Below are 14,253 nucleotides of genomic sequence, written 5' to 3' on the forward strand. Positions count from 1 at the left end.
GCCGGCAGCACCTCCGCCACCCGCGGCGTAGACGTCCGGCCCTCCAGCGCGTGCCGCAGCTGCTTCAGCTCGTCGAACGACTGGTACTCCGAGAACACCGTCACCTGCACGAACTCGATCCCCGAGCCTCGTTGCCCTGCCACCCCCGTACGTCGTTGAAGACTCGCCCGTCGCGAACGACGTCGACCACCTCGTCCGGCGGCACAGCAGCATCGGCGAGCGCATAGGTCCCGTCCGGCACGAGCTCACGGACGGCCGAAGCGCATGAAGCATCTCGCGGCACCACATGGTCCGGCCCGAGCTACCGACCGAGCGCTTCGTCCGCCGGAGCAGCGCCCGCGACCACGGTTCACCAGCGGCACCACGCAGTTCCGAGCAGCCCCGCGGCCCCGGTCACGGCGAGCGCCTGTCCCGGTGAGAGTGAGGCGTGCCACATGATCTGCGACGCGGGCAGCCGTTTATGGGCACGGTCGCCGCAGCCTCGATCGAGGTCCCACGAGGGTTTCGCGTGAACGACCTCACCGGCGCGACGAGCTCCTGCACGAAGGCGCCATCGTGGGCCCTGAGCAGCAGCGCCATTGCCACGACCTCGTCGCCGACTTGCCATCGGGTGACGTCGGGCCCGATCTCGTCGATCACGCCGGGCACGTCCATGCACGTCCATGCACGTCCATGCACGGACGACCGTGTCGGTCGGGATCACGGCGAACGCCTGCACCGGATCCGCTCGGCGCGCGGCTCCGATACCTCGTGGACGGCGAGGGCCTCGGTCCGTTCGGACATCTCGGCTCCGAGGACCTGCGTCCTGCCGATATGAGCACGTTGCTCGATGTAAGGCGCGACCTACCGGCCCGCCGTTCGCTACAGTCCTGCCGTGTCGCGTCGGAGGTGCGTTCTCTACGTGCTGCCGCCTGATGACATAACAGGCAAGATGTAAGAGTGCCCCTCACTTCCCACGCCACGCTTCGAGACCGGCTCCTGACGTACCTAGCTGGTGTGGGAGGCTCCTCGAAGCGGGCCCAGGCACTGGACGCACTCGAAACGCTCTACGCCGGCCAATGGACGGAAGAGGACCGCTCGCCTCAAAACACCAGACAGTTTGAAACTAAGTGGCGGAATCGCGTCAGCTTCGAACGGCAACGGCTGGTGGAGCGTGGGTTGTTGCAGGCTCGTTCCGACGGCATCTGGGCGTTAACCGATGGCTTCGATCTCTCTCGGGTGGATCTACCGCGACTCGCAGCTCGGAACGCAGAGATTCAACGTCGGGAGGAGATGTGGGTTGCCGCGAAGGCTGCGGGAGCTCCGGGCGATGTTCTCTCGAGGGAACTCGGATCGTTACACCTGCGATCGGGCGGCCGTGGCATCTATGTTGACGTGCCCATGACTAAGAGTGCAATCGCCCCCGCCGGCATCGCTGTCTCTTTCCTCGATCTCGGCGAAGTCTACGCCAACGAACGCAACCCCCACGGGGTCAGTTACCGGCTGCCACGGACGACCCGCGAAGGTCGGGATCAGGCGGAGATCGCAGCAACCGTCCGTGCCTACGAACTGGCAATGCCGGTGTTCGCGATCCTCCCGGCTGCGCGACCGGCGTCCCGGTCGGTTCGTCGTGCGGTCGTCGAGAGTGTCGACCTTATACGTGGCTCCGCACTAATCACGTTCCTAGATGACGATCCGCTGCCGCCGGAGCCCAAGACCAATGAGGACAACGAGTTCGAACTTGTCGTAGATGACGTCGAGACTCGATGGCAGCGACGCAAGGCAAGGCCGAATCAAGCGCGATTCGCGTTCGCGGTCCTGCAGCGCTACGGCGCTCGTTGCGCCGTGTGCGACCTCGACGCAGAGCCGGTCATCGAAGCAGCCCACATCCGCGCAAAGGCGCTGCAGGGCTCCGACGATGCCCGAAACGGCCTGCCGCTCTGCAGTAATCACCACCGCATGTACGACGCGGGATGGTTCGCCTTCGAGCCCCTAACGACCAAAGTCGTATTTGGCGCTACGCGGGACTCGGGCCAGTTGCAGGTGGTCAGGAGCGATCTCACTCACCTCCCGCTCCAACCCAGCACGGAGGCTCTCGGGGACGCCTGGAGGCGATGGTCCGCGATGTCGTACGGAAACATCCTCCGATCGGAGGACCCGTCTCCACCCGCTCCCCCGATCCCCCAGCCCTGCCCTCCCGCGAGGCTGGACCCATGCCCGACACCCCCGCCATCGAGGTCCGCAACCTCACCAAGCGCTACCCCACCGGCCACACCGCCGTCTCCGACCTCTCCCTCACGATCGCCCGCGGCGAGACCGTCGCCCTCCTCGGCCCGAACGGCGCCGGCAAGTCGACGACGGTAGAGATCCTCGAGGGCTTCCGCTCCCGCACCTCCGGCCAGGTCCGCGTCCTCGGCACCGACCCAGGCCGCCCGACGCGCGAGCACAAGGCCCGCATCGGCATCGTCCTGCAGACCAGTTCCGAGTCCCCGAACGTCACCGTCGCCGAGCAGCTCACCCACTTCGGCTCGCTCTACCCCCGCAGCCGCAGCACCGAGGAGCTCCTCACCGCGACCGACCTGGAGGCCCAGCGCAACACCCGGGTCAGCCGCCTGTCCGGTGGGCAGCGCCGTCGCGTCGACGTCGCTCTCGGCGTGATCGGCCGGCCAGAGGTCCTGTTCCTCGACGAACCGACGACGGGCTTCGACCCGGAGGCCCGTCGCCGGTTCTGGGACCTCGTCAACGGCATCAAGCGCGAGGGCACCACGGTCCTCCTGACGACGCACTACCTCGACGAGGCCGCGCACCTCGCCGACCGAGCCGCCGTCATCGCGAACGGTGAACTCCGAGCACTGGCACCGATCGACGAGCTCGGCGGGCCGGACGCCCGACGTCCCCGCATCCGCTGGCGCGACGCCGACGGCACCCAGCACGAGGAACGCACCGACCACCCGCAGGACCGCATCCGGAGCACGGCCACTCCGATGCACGACCTGGAAGTCATCCGTCCGTCCCTCGAGGACGTCTACCTCGAGATGGTGGCCTGAACCATGACGACGATCCCGAACACCCTGACCCTCGGTACCGCCCGCATCACCTACGAGATTCGCTCCTACTTCCGCGCCCCAGACTCCGTCTTCTTCACGTTCCTGTTCCCCGTCGTCATGCTCGCGCTGTTCTCGGTCGCGTTCGCCAGCTCGAGCGACATCCAGGCCGGGACGGCGAGCGTCGACTACGCCACGTACTACCTTCCCGGCCTCGTCGCGACGGGCATCCTCCTCTCCGGCACGCAAGCGCTCGGCGTCGACATCGCCGGCGAGCGCAGCGACGGCACTCTGAAGCGCCTCGGCGGGACACCCCTCCCCGTCCTGTCCTACTTCATCGGCAAGATCGGCATGGTCCTGGTGACCACGCTGGTGCAGACGGCGATCCTGCTGGCCGTGTCGAGCCTCCTGTTCGGGGTGACACTCCCGACGGACGCGAGCCGCTGGGGCACCTTCGCCGGCGTGTTCCTCCTCGGCATCGCGACCAGCAGCGTCCTCGGGATCGCGATCTCCGCGCTCCCCCGCGAGGGTCGACGCGCCACCGCCACGATCGTCCCCATCGTCCTGGTGCTGCAGTTCATCTCGGGCGTCTACCTGCCCTTCATGCAGCTGCCCGACTGGTTGCAGGGCATCGCGAGCGCGTTCCCGCTCCGGTGGATGGCCTCCGGCATGCGGTCCGTCTTCCTGCCGGACGCGTTCGCGTCCGCCGAGCCGGGAGGCTCGTGGCAACTCGGCCTCGGAGCCCTCGTCCTGGCAGCGTGGCTGGTCCTCGGCCTGGTCGTCTGCGCGCTGACGTTCCGGTGGAACCGGAAGGACGGCTGACGATGGCGGCCAGCAGGGCTGTGGACAACCCGCTTCGACAGCCGGAGGCATGGGAGGCTGTCGCCATGACCGACACGCAGCCCCGGACGCGCAACAGCGTCTGGCTGCATGCGTTCTTCTCGGGCACGGTCGTGCTGACCGGTGTCATCGCGGTCGCCGCGCGGTCGCCGTGGCCGGCCCGCTGGCCGGCGTTCGCTGCGCTGGCGGTCCTCACCGTGGCGTACGTCGTGTACGGCCGGCGCGGGTATGACCGTCCGCGGGCAGCAGCTGCGTTCCTGCCGATCGCGATCGCGGCCGCGTTCGTGCTCCCTGCCGTCGTACCGACCACGGCCTTCGTGCAGTGCATCGTGTTCCCGCTCGTGTGGACGCAGGTCGAACGCGTGCGGATCGCCGTCGCCCTCACGGCGGTGGTCGGTCTCGCGAGCGGGATCGGCCTGCAGGTCTCCGGCGGCCCCGATTCCCTGGCCGGCACGCTCCTCATCGAGGTCGTCAGCGTCGTCGGCTCCTGCGCGATCGGCATCTGGATGACCCGGGTCGCCACCCTCGCTGAAGAACGCCGCCAACTGCTCGTCGAGCTCCATGCCACGCAGGACTCCCTCGCCGATGCGAACCGTGCCGCGGGCATCGCGAGCGAACGCTAGCGCCTGGCCCGCGAGATCCACGACACCGTCGCGCAGAACCTCGCCGGCATCGTCATGCTCACCGAGCGGGCACGGAACGACCTCGCCGACGACCGCCCCGACGCCCTCGAGGAACAGCTCACGATCCTCGAGGAGTCCGCCCGTGCCGCCCTTGAAGAGTCCCGCGTCCTCGTCGCTGCCGGCGCTGCCGGCGCCACCCACGACAGCCTCGCTGGAGCGCTGCACCGCCTCGGCGAGCGCCACACCCGCGAGACCGGCACGCCCGTCGCCGTCGTCGCAGCAGAGATCGCGCTCGACCGCGACGCGCAGGTCGTGCTGTTGCGCGTCGCCCAGGAGACCCTCGCCAACGTCCGCGCGCACGCGGCCTCCGCCTCGGTGCGGGTCGAGCTGCTCCACGAGCCCGAGCAGACCGTTCTGCGGGTGATCGACGACGGCGTCGGCTTCGATCCCGCCGTCCCGTCCGCCGGTCACGGCCTGCGTGGTCTGCGCGACCGGCTTGCCCTCGCCGGCGGCACCTGCACGATCGACAGCGCACCCGGGCGTGGCACGGTCGTGACGGCGACCCTCCCGACCGCCGCACCCGTGCAGGGCGGATCGAGCGAGCCCGCGACCGAACCGGACATGCGAAGCGGAGCGGCGCGAGACCTCGGCTCTGCAACGGCGGTCACCCAGTGATCCGCGTCGTCGTCGCGGACGACCACCCCATCGTCCGGTCAGGGATTGTCGCGCTCCTGCAGGCCGCCGACGACATCGACGTCGTCGGTCAGGTCGCGGACGGCGCAGCAGCGGTGTCCCTCGTGCTGGCCGAGCGTCCCGACGTGGTCCTCATGGACCTCCGGATGCCGGTACTCGACGGCGACGCGGCGACCGCCGAGATCCTCGCCGCGGCACCCGACGTCCGCGTCCTCATCCTCACCACGTACGAGTCCGACGACCAGATCCTGGCCGCGATCGAGGCCGGCGCGACGGGCTACCTGCTGAAGGCAGCCCCAGAGTCCGAGATCCTCGCCGGCGTCCGCGCCACCGCCCGGGGTGAGACCGCCCTCGCCCCGTCAGCGGCTGCCGCCCTGGTCCGCCGTGCTGTCGGCGCCGCACCGACGGGCCCGTCCTTGACACCGCGCGAACTCGACGTCCTGCGCCTCGTCGCGCAGGGCAACAGCAACCCGGCGATCGGCCGCGTCCTGTTCCTCAGCGAGACCACGGTGAAGACCCACCTCGGCCACGTCTTCGAGAAGCTCGGCGTCAACGACCGCACTCGTGCCGTGACCCGCGCGATGGAGCTGGGCCTCCTCCCCTGACCCTGCGGCCACGGCGTCGTCCTGGCCGTGATCAAGGCTCCAGTCCACGATCGGCACGGAGCGTCGCCCCTCGACCTGCAACGCCTTCGCTCTCCCCGCGGCGGACCGAGCACATCCAGCGCACGTTGCACGAGCGAACACGATCAACCGCGGGCTGAGCGGCTCACTCCTCGTCGACCGCGTTCGGGTCGACCAGACATCCGCTCTCCAGCAAGACGTCCTCGGCGCGCTGCCCGATCATCGCCCCGCCGTGCCAGTCGTCCGGCACGAAGAGGTAGCCGCCACCACCGTCGTACCGCTGGTACAGCTCGTAGCCCTCGTCCTGCAGCAGACGGAGTGCGGGCTCGCTCATCCGGGTACCTTCGGCGTCGGACGCCGCTCCAGACGGGGACGGGGACGCCGAGGCTGATCCGCCGTCGTACCACCACGAGTAGCGGACCATCGTGCCCGTGTCGTGGTTGTCCAATCGGCAGGAGTCTGTCTCGACGTCCGCCGCCGGAGCCGAGCTGTCCCGGCCCATCGACGCGACGACACGGTCGCCGAGCACGCGCAACTCCTCCTGCGCCTCCGGGATCGTCCGGGCCGTCTCCCCGTCGGTCGGGGGCTGCGCACGCTCAGCAGCGTCGGACGCCATGGACACCCCCTGGCTGAAGGGCAGCGGCAGGAGCGTGACGCCTCCGAGCGCCATGAGGAGCAGACACCCGGTCGGACCGACGAGGCTGACCGAACGGCCGGCACGCGCCTCTCGACGAAGACTCACGAAGCCGCAGAGCGGTACCCCGAACCCGAGCGCTGCAGCGATCGCGTAGGCGAGCATCATGCCCCCGTCCGACCAGCGGCTCGACCACGGTCCTGCGGTCGACAGGATCGACGCCAGTGCCAACCACCAGCCGACGAACAGCGCGACGATGCCACCCGCGATCCAGCCGCCGCCGTGCGTGCGGTGCCGGTGTTGCGGCGCACCGCCGCCCGCGGTCTCGTCGTCCTCCGCCATGCTTCCCCCTCGACTCAGTTCCACGTCCTGATCGCCACGATCACCGCGATCGGCAGCGACACCGCGAGCACGATCCCCACGGCGATCGCCAGTGTCCTCGCCGCCCGGACACCCTGCTGCCCGACCCACACGAGCAGCAGGATCGCCACGAGGTACAGCGGCACGACCAACAGCAGCGGCACGAACCCGAGCCCCGTTGACTCCACGAGCGCGCCGGCGAGCAGTTCGTACACGGTGCACGCTGCCGCCACCGCGAGCGCGACCCACACGCTGGTCGACCCCCGACCCGGGAGCGCGGTCACGTCCGGCTCACTCATCGTCGTACCCGTCGCCGGGCCCTCCCGCCAGACAGGTCGTCTCCACCATCACGTCGCCCGACTCCTTGGTCACGCTCGCGTTCGCTTCCGCGAGCCAATCGTCTCCGAGCGCGCGGATGTGCCAGCCGTGCGGGTCGGTGTCCCGGAGCCCCGCATCGCGGAACACCTGGCGGACCGGAGCCAGCCGCCGGTCGACCTCGTCGTCCGGCAGCTGATCGGCCTCCCGCTCCGCGTCGGTCTGCTGCTCGTCCTCCGGGTCCGAGGGCACCTGCCACCGCCACGTGTACTCCGTGCCCCGCTGCAGGTTCGACAGCGGGCATCCGCGCGTGAACTGTTCGACGTCCCCGGGGCGGACGTCCTCCCCCAGCGCGCGCACCGCGCGCTCCCCGACCGCCGCGAGGTCCTGCTCCGCCTCCGCCTGCGTCCTGCTCGTCTCGAGCGCGGTGAGCGGCTGCGCACGGCGCTCCGCATCCGCAGCGGAGGTCTCGGCCACCCCCACCGTCGGGTACCCGAGCGTCCCCGCCGCGAGGACGGCAAACACCGCGCACGCCACCGGCCCGACGAGCGTGACCGACCGGTTCCGCCGACGCTGCACCAGCAGCACGACCACGCCCGTCAGCGGCACACCCGCACACACGACCGTGACGAAGATGCTCCCCGTCGTCTGCGCCGCGAGCGAGTGCGTCGAGTTCCCGGCACCGCTGTACCCGTCGAGCGCGACGAGCAGCCACGCGATCCACCCGGCGGGCAGCAGCACCCCACTCGCCACGATCCACCGGATGCCGTTCCGCCGCCTCGGCGGCGACCACACGTTGTCGTCGACCATCCATCCCCCGTTCCCCGCACCCACCGTACCGACCGACCGGGAGGCGCGCCGCCAGCCCGCCACCTGCCTCCCGTCCGCAGGCATTGGACGGGAGGCACAGCACCCGCCCGCACCGCGCCTCCCGTCCGTCCGTCCGTCCGTCCCATCTCGTCCCGGCGAACTCGGTCGCCCGGTCACCTCTCGCCGTCAGCACGCTCCTCGCGCGCCCACCGGTCGAGGAGCGGTTCCGCGCACTTGTAGAGGACGACACCGATGCTGGCGGCCAGCAACGCAGACCATCCGCTGGCCAGGATCGGCAGGAGCAGCAACCACAGGAAGGCGAGCGACGTGGCCTCCGCTGCGATGGCCCCTGCCCAGTGGCAGCTGCCGAACGGCCGCCTCGAGACCCGTTCGAGCGGACCTCCGAACCAGATCGCCAGCACCACCGTGACCATCAACCATCCCGCGACGGTGACCGGCGACACTCCCGCTCGGAGACCGCCGAGGACGGGGATGAGCGCCACCGAAGCCACACCGATCACCAACGGAGCGGTGACGACGAAGACCGAGGCCCCGAGGAACGCGATGAGGACCAGTTTCCCGCCGGAGCCGAGCGGCGGAAGGGATGACTTCGGGCCCATCGGTTCAGAGCCCGAGGAATACGACGATCCAATGCGCTGTGGCCGCGGCTACGTCTGCGGGGACACCGGCGTGGACGAGCGCGGTGACGACCGCCGCTTGCTGGAACTGCTCGAGGTCCTCGACGACCCCGATGATCTTGCTCACGTACGGACGGATCGCTGCGGGCACCTTGTTGATGCCGTAACGGAGCACCTGCAGGAGCGCCTTCTTGGCCAGAGTCGACCAGATGTTGCGCTCACCGCCGCTGGCAGTGGCGGTGGAGGTGCTCCGTGCAGCCATCGCTCGTGAGGCTGACGCTCCTGCCGTGTCTCCGACGGCTTCCGCCTGCCGAGCAAGGGCACCCCACTCCACCGAGCTCAAGCCGTGGGATCGTGCAGCGCGGTCGGACGAGCTCGGCACGGCGTACGTGGGCGTGCTGGCCGCCGTCGCCGCGATGGGCTGGCAGACAAGGCACGTGACGAGTCCGACGCCGACGGCTGTGAGCGTGATCTGCTTCTTCATGAGGTCCTTTCCGGCGGGCCCTTCCCGCTGGAACTGATACTCCACATGACAGCCGGTGCTTGCTAGTCCCCATTTCTGCGGACCCTCGTCGGGTACGCTCCGCGGGTCGCGTCTCCGATCGCTCTACCCGATCGGCACGAACCGCGGCCCCTCGTACCCGTCACGCGAGACGTGCGCCGTGAAGTCCGTCAGGGACCGCACCCAGTGCCCCCGCTCCCCGTACAGCGCCTGGTACACGACCACCGGATCCTCGGTCTCGACGTCCTTCGCGACGAGCACGACCTCGTACTCCCCGCCCTTGAAGTGGCGGTACCGGCCGGGCTTCACGTCGCTGGTCATGTCTCCGATGCTAGAGCGACCCGACAGGGCCGGGCCCGCCCCATCACCGCCCCGCATCAACCCGCCTAGGCTCGAACGGATGCCCGCTCCCCGCACGACCCGCACCTCGACCACCGCTCCTGACGAGATCGCGGTCCTCGACGCCGCTGCCGGCCGCGAAGTCACCGCCCGTCCCGGCGCCACCGCCGGTCCCGGCACCGCTGCCGGCGCGGACGACACCACGCGCGACGACTTCATCCGCGTCCGCGGCGCCCGCGAGAACAACCTCCGCGACGTCGACGTCGACATTCCCCGCGACCGCATCGTCGCCTTCACCGGCATCTCCGGCTCCGGCAAGTCGAGCCTCGCCTTCGGCACGGTCTTCGCCGAGGCCCAGCGCCGCTTCCTCGAGTCCGTCGCCCCGTACGCCCGCCGGCTCATCGCGCAGGGCTCGACCCCGCACGTCGACTCGATCACGGGCCTCCCGCCGGCCGTCGCCCTGCAGCAGCGCCGCGGTGCCCCGAGCTCCCGGTCGACCGTCGGCACGCTGACGACGCTGAGCAACTCGACCCGGATGCTCTACTCCCGCGCCGGCACCTACCCGGAGGGCGCCGAGCAGCTGTACTCGGACTCGTTCTCCCCGAACACGGTCGCCGGGGCCTGCCCACGCTGCCACGGCTTCGGCATCGCACACGAGGTGACCGAGGCCTCCGCCGTCCGCGACCCGTCGCTGAGCATCGCGACGGGGCGATCACGGCCTGGCCGGGCGCGTGGCAAGGGAAGAACCTCCGCGACGTGACGGCCGGCCTCGGCTACGACATCGAGCGGCCGTGGCGCGAGCTGCCGCAGGAGGACCGCGACTGGCTCCTCTTCACCGAGGAGCAGCCGGTCGTCGAGGTGCACCCGAAACGGGACCGCGTCGCGAAGCCCTACAAGGGGAAGTTCTGGAGCGCCCGCCAGTTCGTGCTGCACACCCTCGCCGATTCGCAGAGCGAGACGCAGCGCAACAAGGTCCTGCAGTTCGTCGAGTCCGGTCCGTGTTCGCTCTGCGGCGGCACCGGGCTGACCCGAGCGGCCCTCGCGGTCACGTTCGGCGGCCGGACGATCGCCGAACTCAACGCCCTGCCGCTGTCCGGCGTCGCCGAGCTGCTCCGGCCGACCGCGGAGCTGACCGACGCCACGGCGGCCATGTCCCGCACGTCGTCGGGTGAGCGCACCGAGGTCGCCGTGACCATCGCGCGTGACCTCCTCGGCCGGGTGGAGGTGCTCACCGGACTCGGCCTCGGCTACCTCAGCCTCGATCGCGCCACCCCGACGCTCTCCCCAGGGGAGATGCAGCGCCTCCGCATCGCGACGCAGCTGCGGAGCGGCCTGTTCGGCGTCGTCTACGTCCTCGACGAGCCGAGCGCGGGCCTCCACCCGGCCGACGCCGAGCCGCTCGTCCAGGTGCTCGAGGACCTCCGCGCGAGCGGCAACAGCGTCTTCGTCGTCGAGCACGACATGCGCATCGTCCGACAGGCGGACTGGATCGTCGACGTCGGCCCCGGTGCCGGCTCCGCCGGCGGCACCGTCCTCTACAGCGGCCCGGTCGACGGCCTCGCCGACGTCGAGGCGTCGGTCACCCGCCGCTTCCTGCAGCCACGTGCCTCCGGCCTGGAGGCCCGCCCTCCTCGGCAACGGATCGGCACCCTGGAACTGCGGGGCGTCATACAGCACAACCTCCGCGGTCTCGACGTCGACGTGCCGCTCGGCGTGCTCACCGCGGTCACCGGGGTGTCCGGCTCCGGCAAGTCGTCGCTGGTCGGCGGCGTCCTCGCGGAGCAGGCCGCCGACCATCCGCTGGTCAGCCGCGTGGTCGAGGTCGACCAGAAGCCCATCGGCCGCACACCCCGCTCGAACCTCGCCACCTACACGGGCCTGTTCGACGCGGTGCGCGCGGCATTCGCGGCGACCGACGACGCGAAGGCCCGCGGGTGGACGGCCGGACGGTTCTCGTTCAACGTCGTCGGCGGACGGTGCGAGGTGTGCCAGGGCGAGGGCTCGGTGTCCGTCGAGCTGCTGTTCCTGCCGGGCAGTTGGGCGCCGTGCCCGGAGTGCCACGGCTCCCGCTACAACGACGAGACGCTCGAGGTCCGCCTCGACGGCGCGACGATCGCCGACGTCCTCGGCATGACCGTGGACTCGGCCACACCGTTCCTCGCCGACCTCCCCGCCGCCGCACGTGCTTTGGACGCCCTGCAGCAGGTCGGCCTCGGCTACCTCCGACTCGGACAGCCCGCACCGGAGTTGTCCGGCGGCGAGGCACAGCGCATCAAGCTCGCGACCGAACTCCAACGCGCCCGTGCCGGCCACACGCTGTACCTGCTGGACGAGCCGACCACGGGCCTCCACCCGGCCGACGTCGAGCGCCTCACCGAGCAGCTGTCCCGCTTGACCGACGCGGGCAACACGGTCGTCGTGGTCGAGCACGCGATGTCCGTCGTCGCGGCCGCCGACCACGTCATCGACATGGGCCCGGGCGGCGGCGACGCCGGCGGCCGAGTCGTGGCGGCGGGCACCCCGGCCGAGGTCGCTGCCTCGACGGAGAGCCGCACCGCCCCGTACCTCCGCGCCGAACTCGAGGGGTGAGCCCCATCACGGACCGGACGTGACCGCTGCCGACGTCCCGCTCGACCTCGTCGGAGCGACCCTCGACGCGATCACGATCAGTCACCAGCTCGACCTGCGCTTCTCGACCGGCACATCGGTGTCGATCGAGACCCCGTTCACCCTGACGCTCGCCGACGGCTCCGTGACCGTCCACGACCCGGAGGACCACGACTCCCTCGGAGGCGCCCTCCGCCTGCTGCACGACACCGTGGACCGCGCCCGGGTCGACTCCGACGTCCTGGTGATCGGGTTCGTCGGCGGCACGTTCCTCACCGTCGGCACCGACCCCGAGTACGAGTCGTGGCACGTCCACACCGCGGCAGGGTCACGGCTGATCGGGCTCCCTGGCGGCGGTGTCGCCATCTGGCTCCCCAGCCGCTGACGGCTCTGGGTTCTCCACAGGTCCCTCGGTCCGGTCTCGTCCGGCGGGGCCCCCTCGCTACCGTCATCGCATGCAGCACTGGGACGCCGACGAGGAGCGCAGCCGGCACATGGCCCGTTTCGGCCGCCGGGACACCGCGCCGGAGCTCGCCCTGCGCCGCACGCTCCACGCCCGCGGCCGACGGTTCTTCGTCGACCGCCGGATCAGCATCCGGACCCGGGCGCGGGCCGACCTCGTCTTCCCTCGCGCGCGCGTCGCGGTGTTCGTCGACGGCTGCTTCTGGCACTGGTGCGAGGAGCACGCTCACCTACCCAAGGCCAACGCCGAGCTGTGGCGGCGCAAGCTGCTCGCGAACCGGCAACGCGATGCCTGGCACGACGCCGTCCTCCGCAGCGAGGGTTGGAAGGTCATCCGCGTCTGGGAGCACGACGACGTCCAGGCCGCTGCCGACTCGATCGAGGCAGCACTCGACCGCTGGCACCGCATCGCACGTGGCCCGTCGTGGCCGGACCGGCACGGGCCAGATCGCAGCACGCTGCGGCAAACGCCTCGCGCGTGTCAACCGCGTCCGCCGCCGGCGGTCTCCCGTCGCGCTGGCGCGCACGCGACGGACGGGAGGCCCGACACCAGATGGTGCCGAGCCTCCCGTCCGTCATGTGGTCACCTCAGTTGCGTCACCAGGTGAGGACGAAGCGTCCGCGCGTCCCACCGGCCTCGAGCCGTTCGTGCGCCTCCGGCGCCCGCTCTGCCGGCAGGACCTCGGCCACCCGGGGCACGATCGTGCCGCCCTCGACACCGTGGCGGAGTCGTTCGAGCTTGTCGAAGGACCGGTACTCGCTGAACACGAACACGCGCTCGAAGCGGATGCCGGGAGCACCGTTCCCCTCCCACCCGCGCACGTCCACGAACGCGCCACCATCGCGGAGCGCCGGGACGACCCCCTCACGCTGCAGGGCGCAGTCGAACAGCGCGTCGACGCCCTCGGGCGCGATCGCCCGGACGGACGCGGCGAACTCGTCTCCGCGAGGCACGACGTGGTCGGGGCCGAGCGACCGGACGAGTGGCTGGTCCTTCTCGGAGCTGTCCGCGATCACGGTGATGCCCGCAGCCTCGGCGAGTTGGACGACGTAGTTGCCGAGCAGACCGGCGGCGCCGGTGACGGCGAGGGTCTGACCGCGCTCGAGCCCGGCGAGCTCGAGCATCTGCATGGCGGTGAGCCCGTTCATCGGGACGGTCGACGCTTCCTCGATCGTGGTGCCGCGCGGGATCCGCGTGAACGACCCGACCGGGGCGACGAGGTACTCGACGTACGCGCCGCCGTGCCCGCTGAGCGGCAGCGCGATCGCCATCACCTCGTCACCGACCGACCACCCCTCGACGTCCGGGCCGACCTCGTCGATCACACCAGCGGCGTCCATGCCCGGCGCGTACGGGGCGGAAGCCTTCGAGCTGTCCCGCTCCCCCGACCGCACACCGGTGTCCGTGGGGTTGACCGCGAACGCCCGGACGGCGATGCGGACCGAACCAGCGCCGGCGTGCACCTCCGGGACCTCGTGGACCGCGAGGGCGCGGGGCCCCCCGAACGTTTCTATTCCGACGACCTTCATGTCTCCCGTCTACCCGGAGTCCGGTGCCGGGCGTTCAGCCGCCTGTACCGCGGCCACGAACGAGCTAAACCGCGTCTGAGTACGCGAAAGAGCCCCTGACCGGGATGAGCATTGCTACTCACCCCGGTCAGGGGCTCGATCATTGAAAAGGAGTCCGGCGGCGTCCTACTCTCCCACAAGGTCCCCCTTGCAGTACCATCGGCGCTGAGAGGCTTAGCTTCCGGGTTCGGAATGTGACCGGGCGTTTCCCTCTC

At 70.6% G+C, this 14,253-nt stretch carries 14 protein-coding genes, 1 rRNA gene and 2 pseudogenes; 9 read left to right on the forward strand and 8 right to left on the reverse strand.

The window, feature by feature from the left end:
• Positions 1 to 939 precede the first annotated feature (939 nt).
• From DEI91_RS16945 to DEI91_RS14785, 6 genes and pseudogenes are all read left to right on the forward strand, one after another.
• Positions 940 to 1,908 (forward strand): annotated as a pseudogene (locus DEI91_RS16945) (winged helix-turn-helix domain-containing protein); the annotation flags it as partial.
• Positions 1,909 to 2,192: 284 nt separating this feature from the next.
• Positions 2,193 to 3,026, forward strand: a complete 834-nt coding sequence (locus DEI91_RS16765; protein WP_111053021.1) for an ABC transporter ATP-binding protein — start codon at positions 2,193 to 2,195, stop codon at positions 3,024 to 3,026.
• A 3-nt stretch (positions 3,027 to 3,029) separates the two neighbouring features.
• A complete protein-coding gene (locus DEI91_RS14770; protein ID WP_111053022.1) occupies positions 3,030 to 3,845 on the forward strand; it encodes an ABC transporter permease in 816 nt (271 codons plus the stop codon).
• A gap of 65 nt (positions 3,846 to 3,910) precedes the next feature.
• Positions 3,911 to 4,486: a hypothetical protein gene (locus DEI91_RS14775; RefSeq protein WP_111053023.1), complete on the forward strand. Its 576-nt coding sequence runs from the start codon at positions 3,911 to 3,913 to the stop codon at positions 4,484 to 4,486.
• Between the two features lie 3 nt (positions 4,487 to 4,489).
• On the forward strand, positions 4,490 to 5,161 hold the full coding sequence (locus tag DEI91_RS14780) for a sensor histidine kinase (protein ID WP_111053024.1): 672 nt from the start codon (positions 4,490 to 4,492) through the stop codon (positions 5,159 to 5,161).
• Positions 5,158 to 5,784: a response regulator transcription factor gene (locus DEI91_RS14785; protein WP_111053025.1), complete on the forward strand. Its 627-nt coding sequence runs from the start codon at positions 5,158 to 5,160 to the stop codon at positions 5,782 to 5,784. Before DEI91_RS14780 ends, DEI91_RS14785 begins: the two co-directional genes overlap by 4 nt.
• A 163-nt stretch (positions 5,785 to 5,947) precedes the next feature.
• Here the strand turns inward: DEI91_RS14785 and DEI91_RS14790 are convergent, their stop codons facing one another.
• The 6 genes from DEI91_RS14790 to DEI91_RS14815 all read right to left on the reverse strand — a co-directional run bounded on the left by DEI91_RS14790 (position 5,948) and on the right by DEI91_RS14815 (position 9,382).
• Positions 5,948 to 6,778: a hypothetical protein gene (locus DEI91_RS14790; protein WP_111053026.1), complete on the reverse strand. Its 831-nt coding sequence runs from the start codon at positions 6,776 to 6,778 to the stop codon at positions 5,948 to 5,950.
• Between the two features lie 14 nt (positions 6,779 to 6,792).
• Positions 6,793 to 7,095 carry a hypothetical protein gene (locus DEI91_RS14795; protein WP_111053027.1) on the reverse strand — a complete coding sequence of 101 codons (303 nt, stop codon included), beginning with the start codon at positions 7,093 to 7,095 and terminating at the stop codon, positions 6,793 to 6,795.
• The gene (locus DEI91_RS14800) at positions 7,088 to 7,921 is read right to left on the reverse strand and encodes a hypothetical protein (protein WP_111053028.1); all 834 of its coding nucleotides are present in this window, start codon (positions 7,919 to 7,921) and stop codon (positions 7,088 to 7,090) included. Before DEI91_RS14800 ends, DEI91_RS14795 begins: the two co-directional genes overlap by 8 nt.
• Before the next feature lie 173 nt (positions 7,922 to 8,094).
• Positions 8,095 to 8,541: a hypothetical protein gene (locus DEI91_RS14805; protein ID WP_111053029.1), complete on the reverse strand. Its 447-nt coding sequence runs from the start codon at positions 8,539 to 8,541 to the stop codon at positions 8,095 to 8,097.
• Between the two features lie 4 nt (positions 8,542 to 8,545).
• Positions 8,546 to 8,821: a hypothetical protein gene (locus DEI91_RS16055; protein WP_146244318.1), complete on the reverse strand. Its 276-nt coding sequence runs from the start codon at positions 8,819 to 8,821 to the stop codon at positions 8,546 to 8,548.
• Positions 8,822 to 9,166: 345 nt separating this feature from the next.
• Positions 9,167 to 9,382, reverse strand: a complete 216-nt coding sequence (locus tag DEI91_RS14815) for a DUF1653 domain-containing protein (RefSeq protein ID WP_111053031.1) — start codon at positions 9,380 to 9,382, stop codon at positions 9,167 to 9,169.
• 235 nt (positions 9,383 to 9,617) lie between these two features.
• Here DEI91_RS14815 and DEI91_RS14820 point away from each other — a divergent pair.
• The 3 genes and pseudogenes from DEI91_RS14820 (at position 9,618) to DEI91_RS14830 (ending at position 13,077) form a co-directional block, all read left to right on the forward strand.
• Positions 9,618 to 11,989, forward strand: a pseudogene (locus DEI91_RS14820) (ABC transporter).
• A 19-nt stretch (positions 11,990 to 12,008) separates the two neighbouring features.
• The gene (locus DEI91_RS14825; protein WP_111053032.1) at positions 12,009 to 12,392 is read left to right on the forward strand and encodes a DUF6188 family protein; all 384 of its coding nucleotides are present in this window, start codon (positions 12,009 to 12,011) and stop codon (positions 12,390 to 12,392) included.
• A gap of 70 nt (positions 12,393 to 12,462) precedes the next feature.
• Positions 12,463 to 13,077 carry a very short patch repair endonuclease gene (locus tag DEI91_RS14830; RefSeq protein WP_111053033.1) on the forward strand — a complete coding sequence of 205 codons (615 nt, stop codon included), beginning with the start codon at positions 12,463 to 12,465 and terminating at the stop codon, positions 13,075 to 13,077.
• On the opposite strand, the gene DEI91_RS14835 is transcribed toward DEI91_RS14830, so the two are convergent.
• Together DEI91_RS14835 and rrf are read right to left on the reverse strand one after the other, a co-directional pair.
• Positions 13,067 to 13,999, reverse strand: a complete 933-nt coding sequence (locus DEI91_RS14835) for an NADP-dependent oxidoreductase (protein WP_111053034.1) — start codon at positions 13,997 to 13,999, stop codon at positions 13,067 to 13,069. The two genes, DEI91_RS14830 and DEI91_RS14835, sit on opposite strands and share 11 nt — an antisense overlap.
• A 152-nt stretch (positions 14,000 to 14,151) precedes the next feature.
• Positions 14,152 to 14,253: ribosomal RNA gene (rrf, locus tag DEI91_RS14840) — 5S ribosomal RNA — on the reverse strand; the annotation flags it as partial.

The organism is Curtobacterium sp. MCBD17_032 (assembly GCF_003234855.1).
Taxonomy (GTDB): domain Bacteria; phylum Actinomycetota; class Actinomycetes; order Actinomycetales; family Microbacteriaceae; genus Curtobacterium.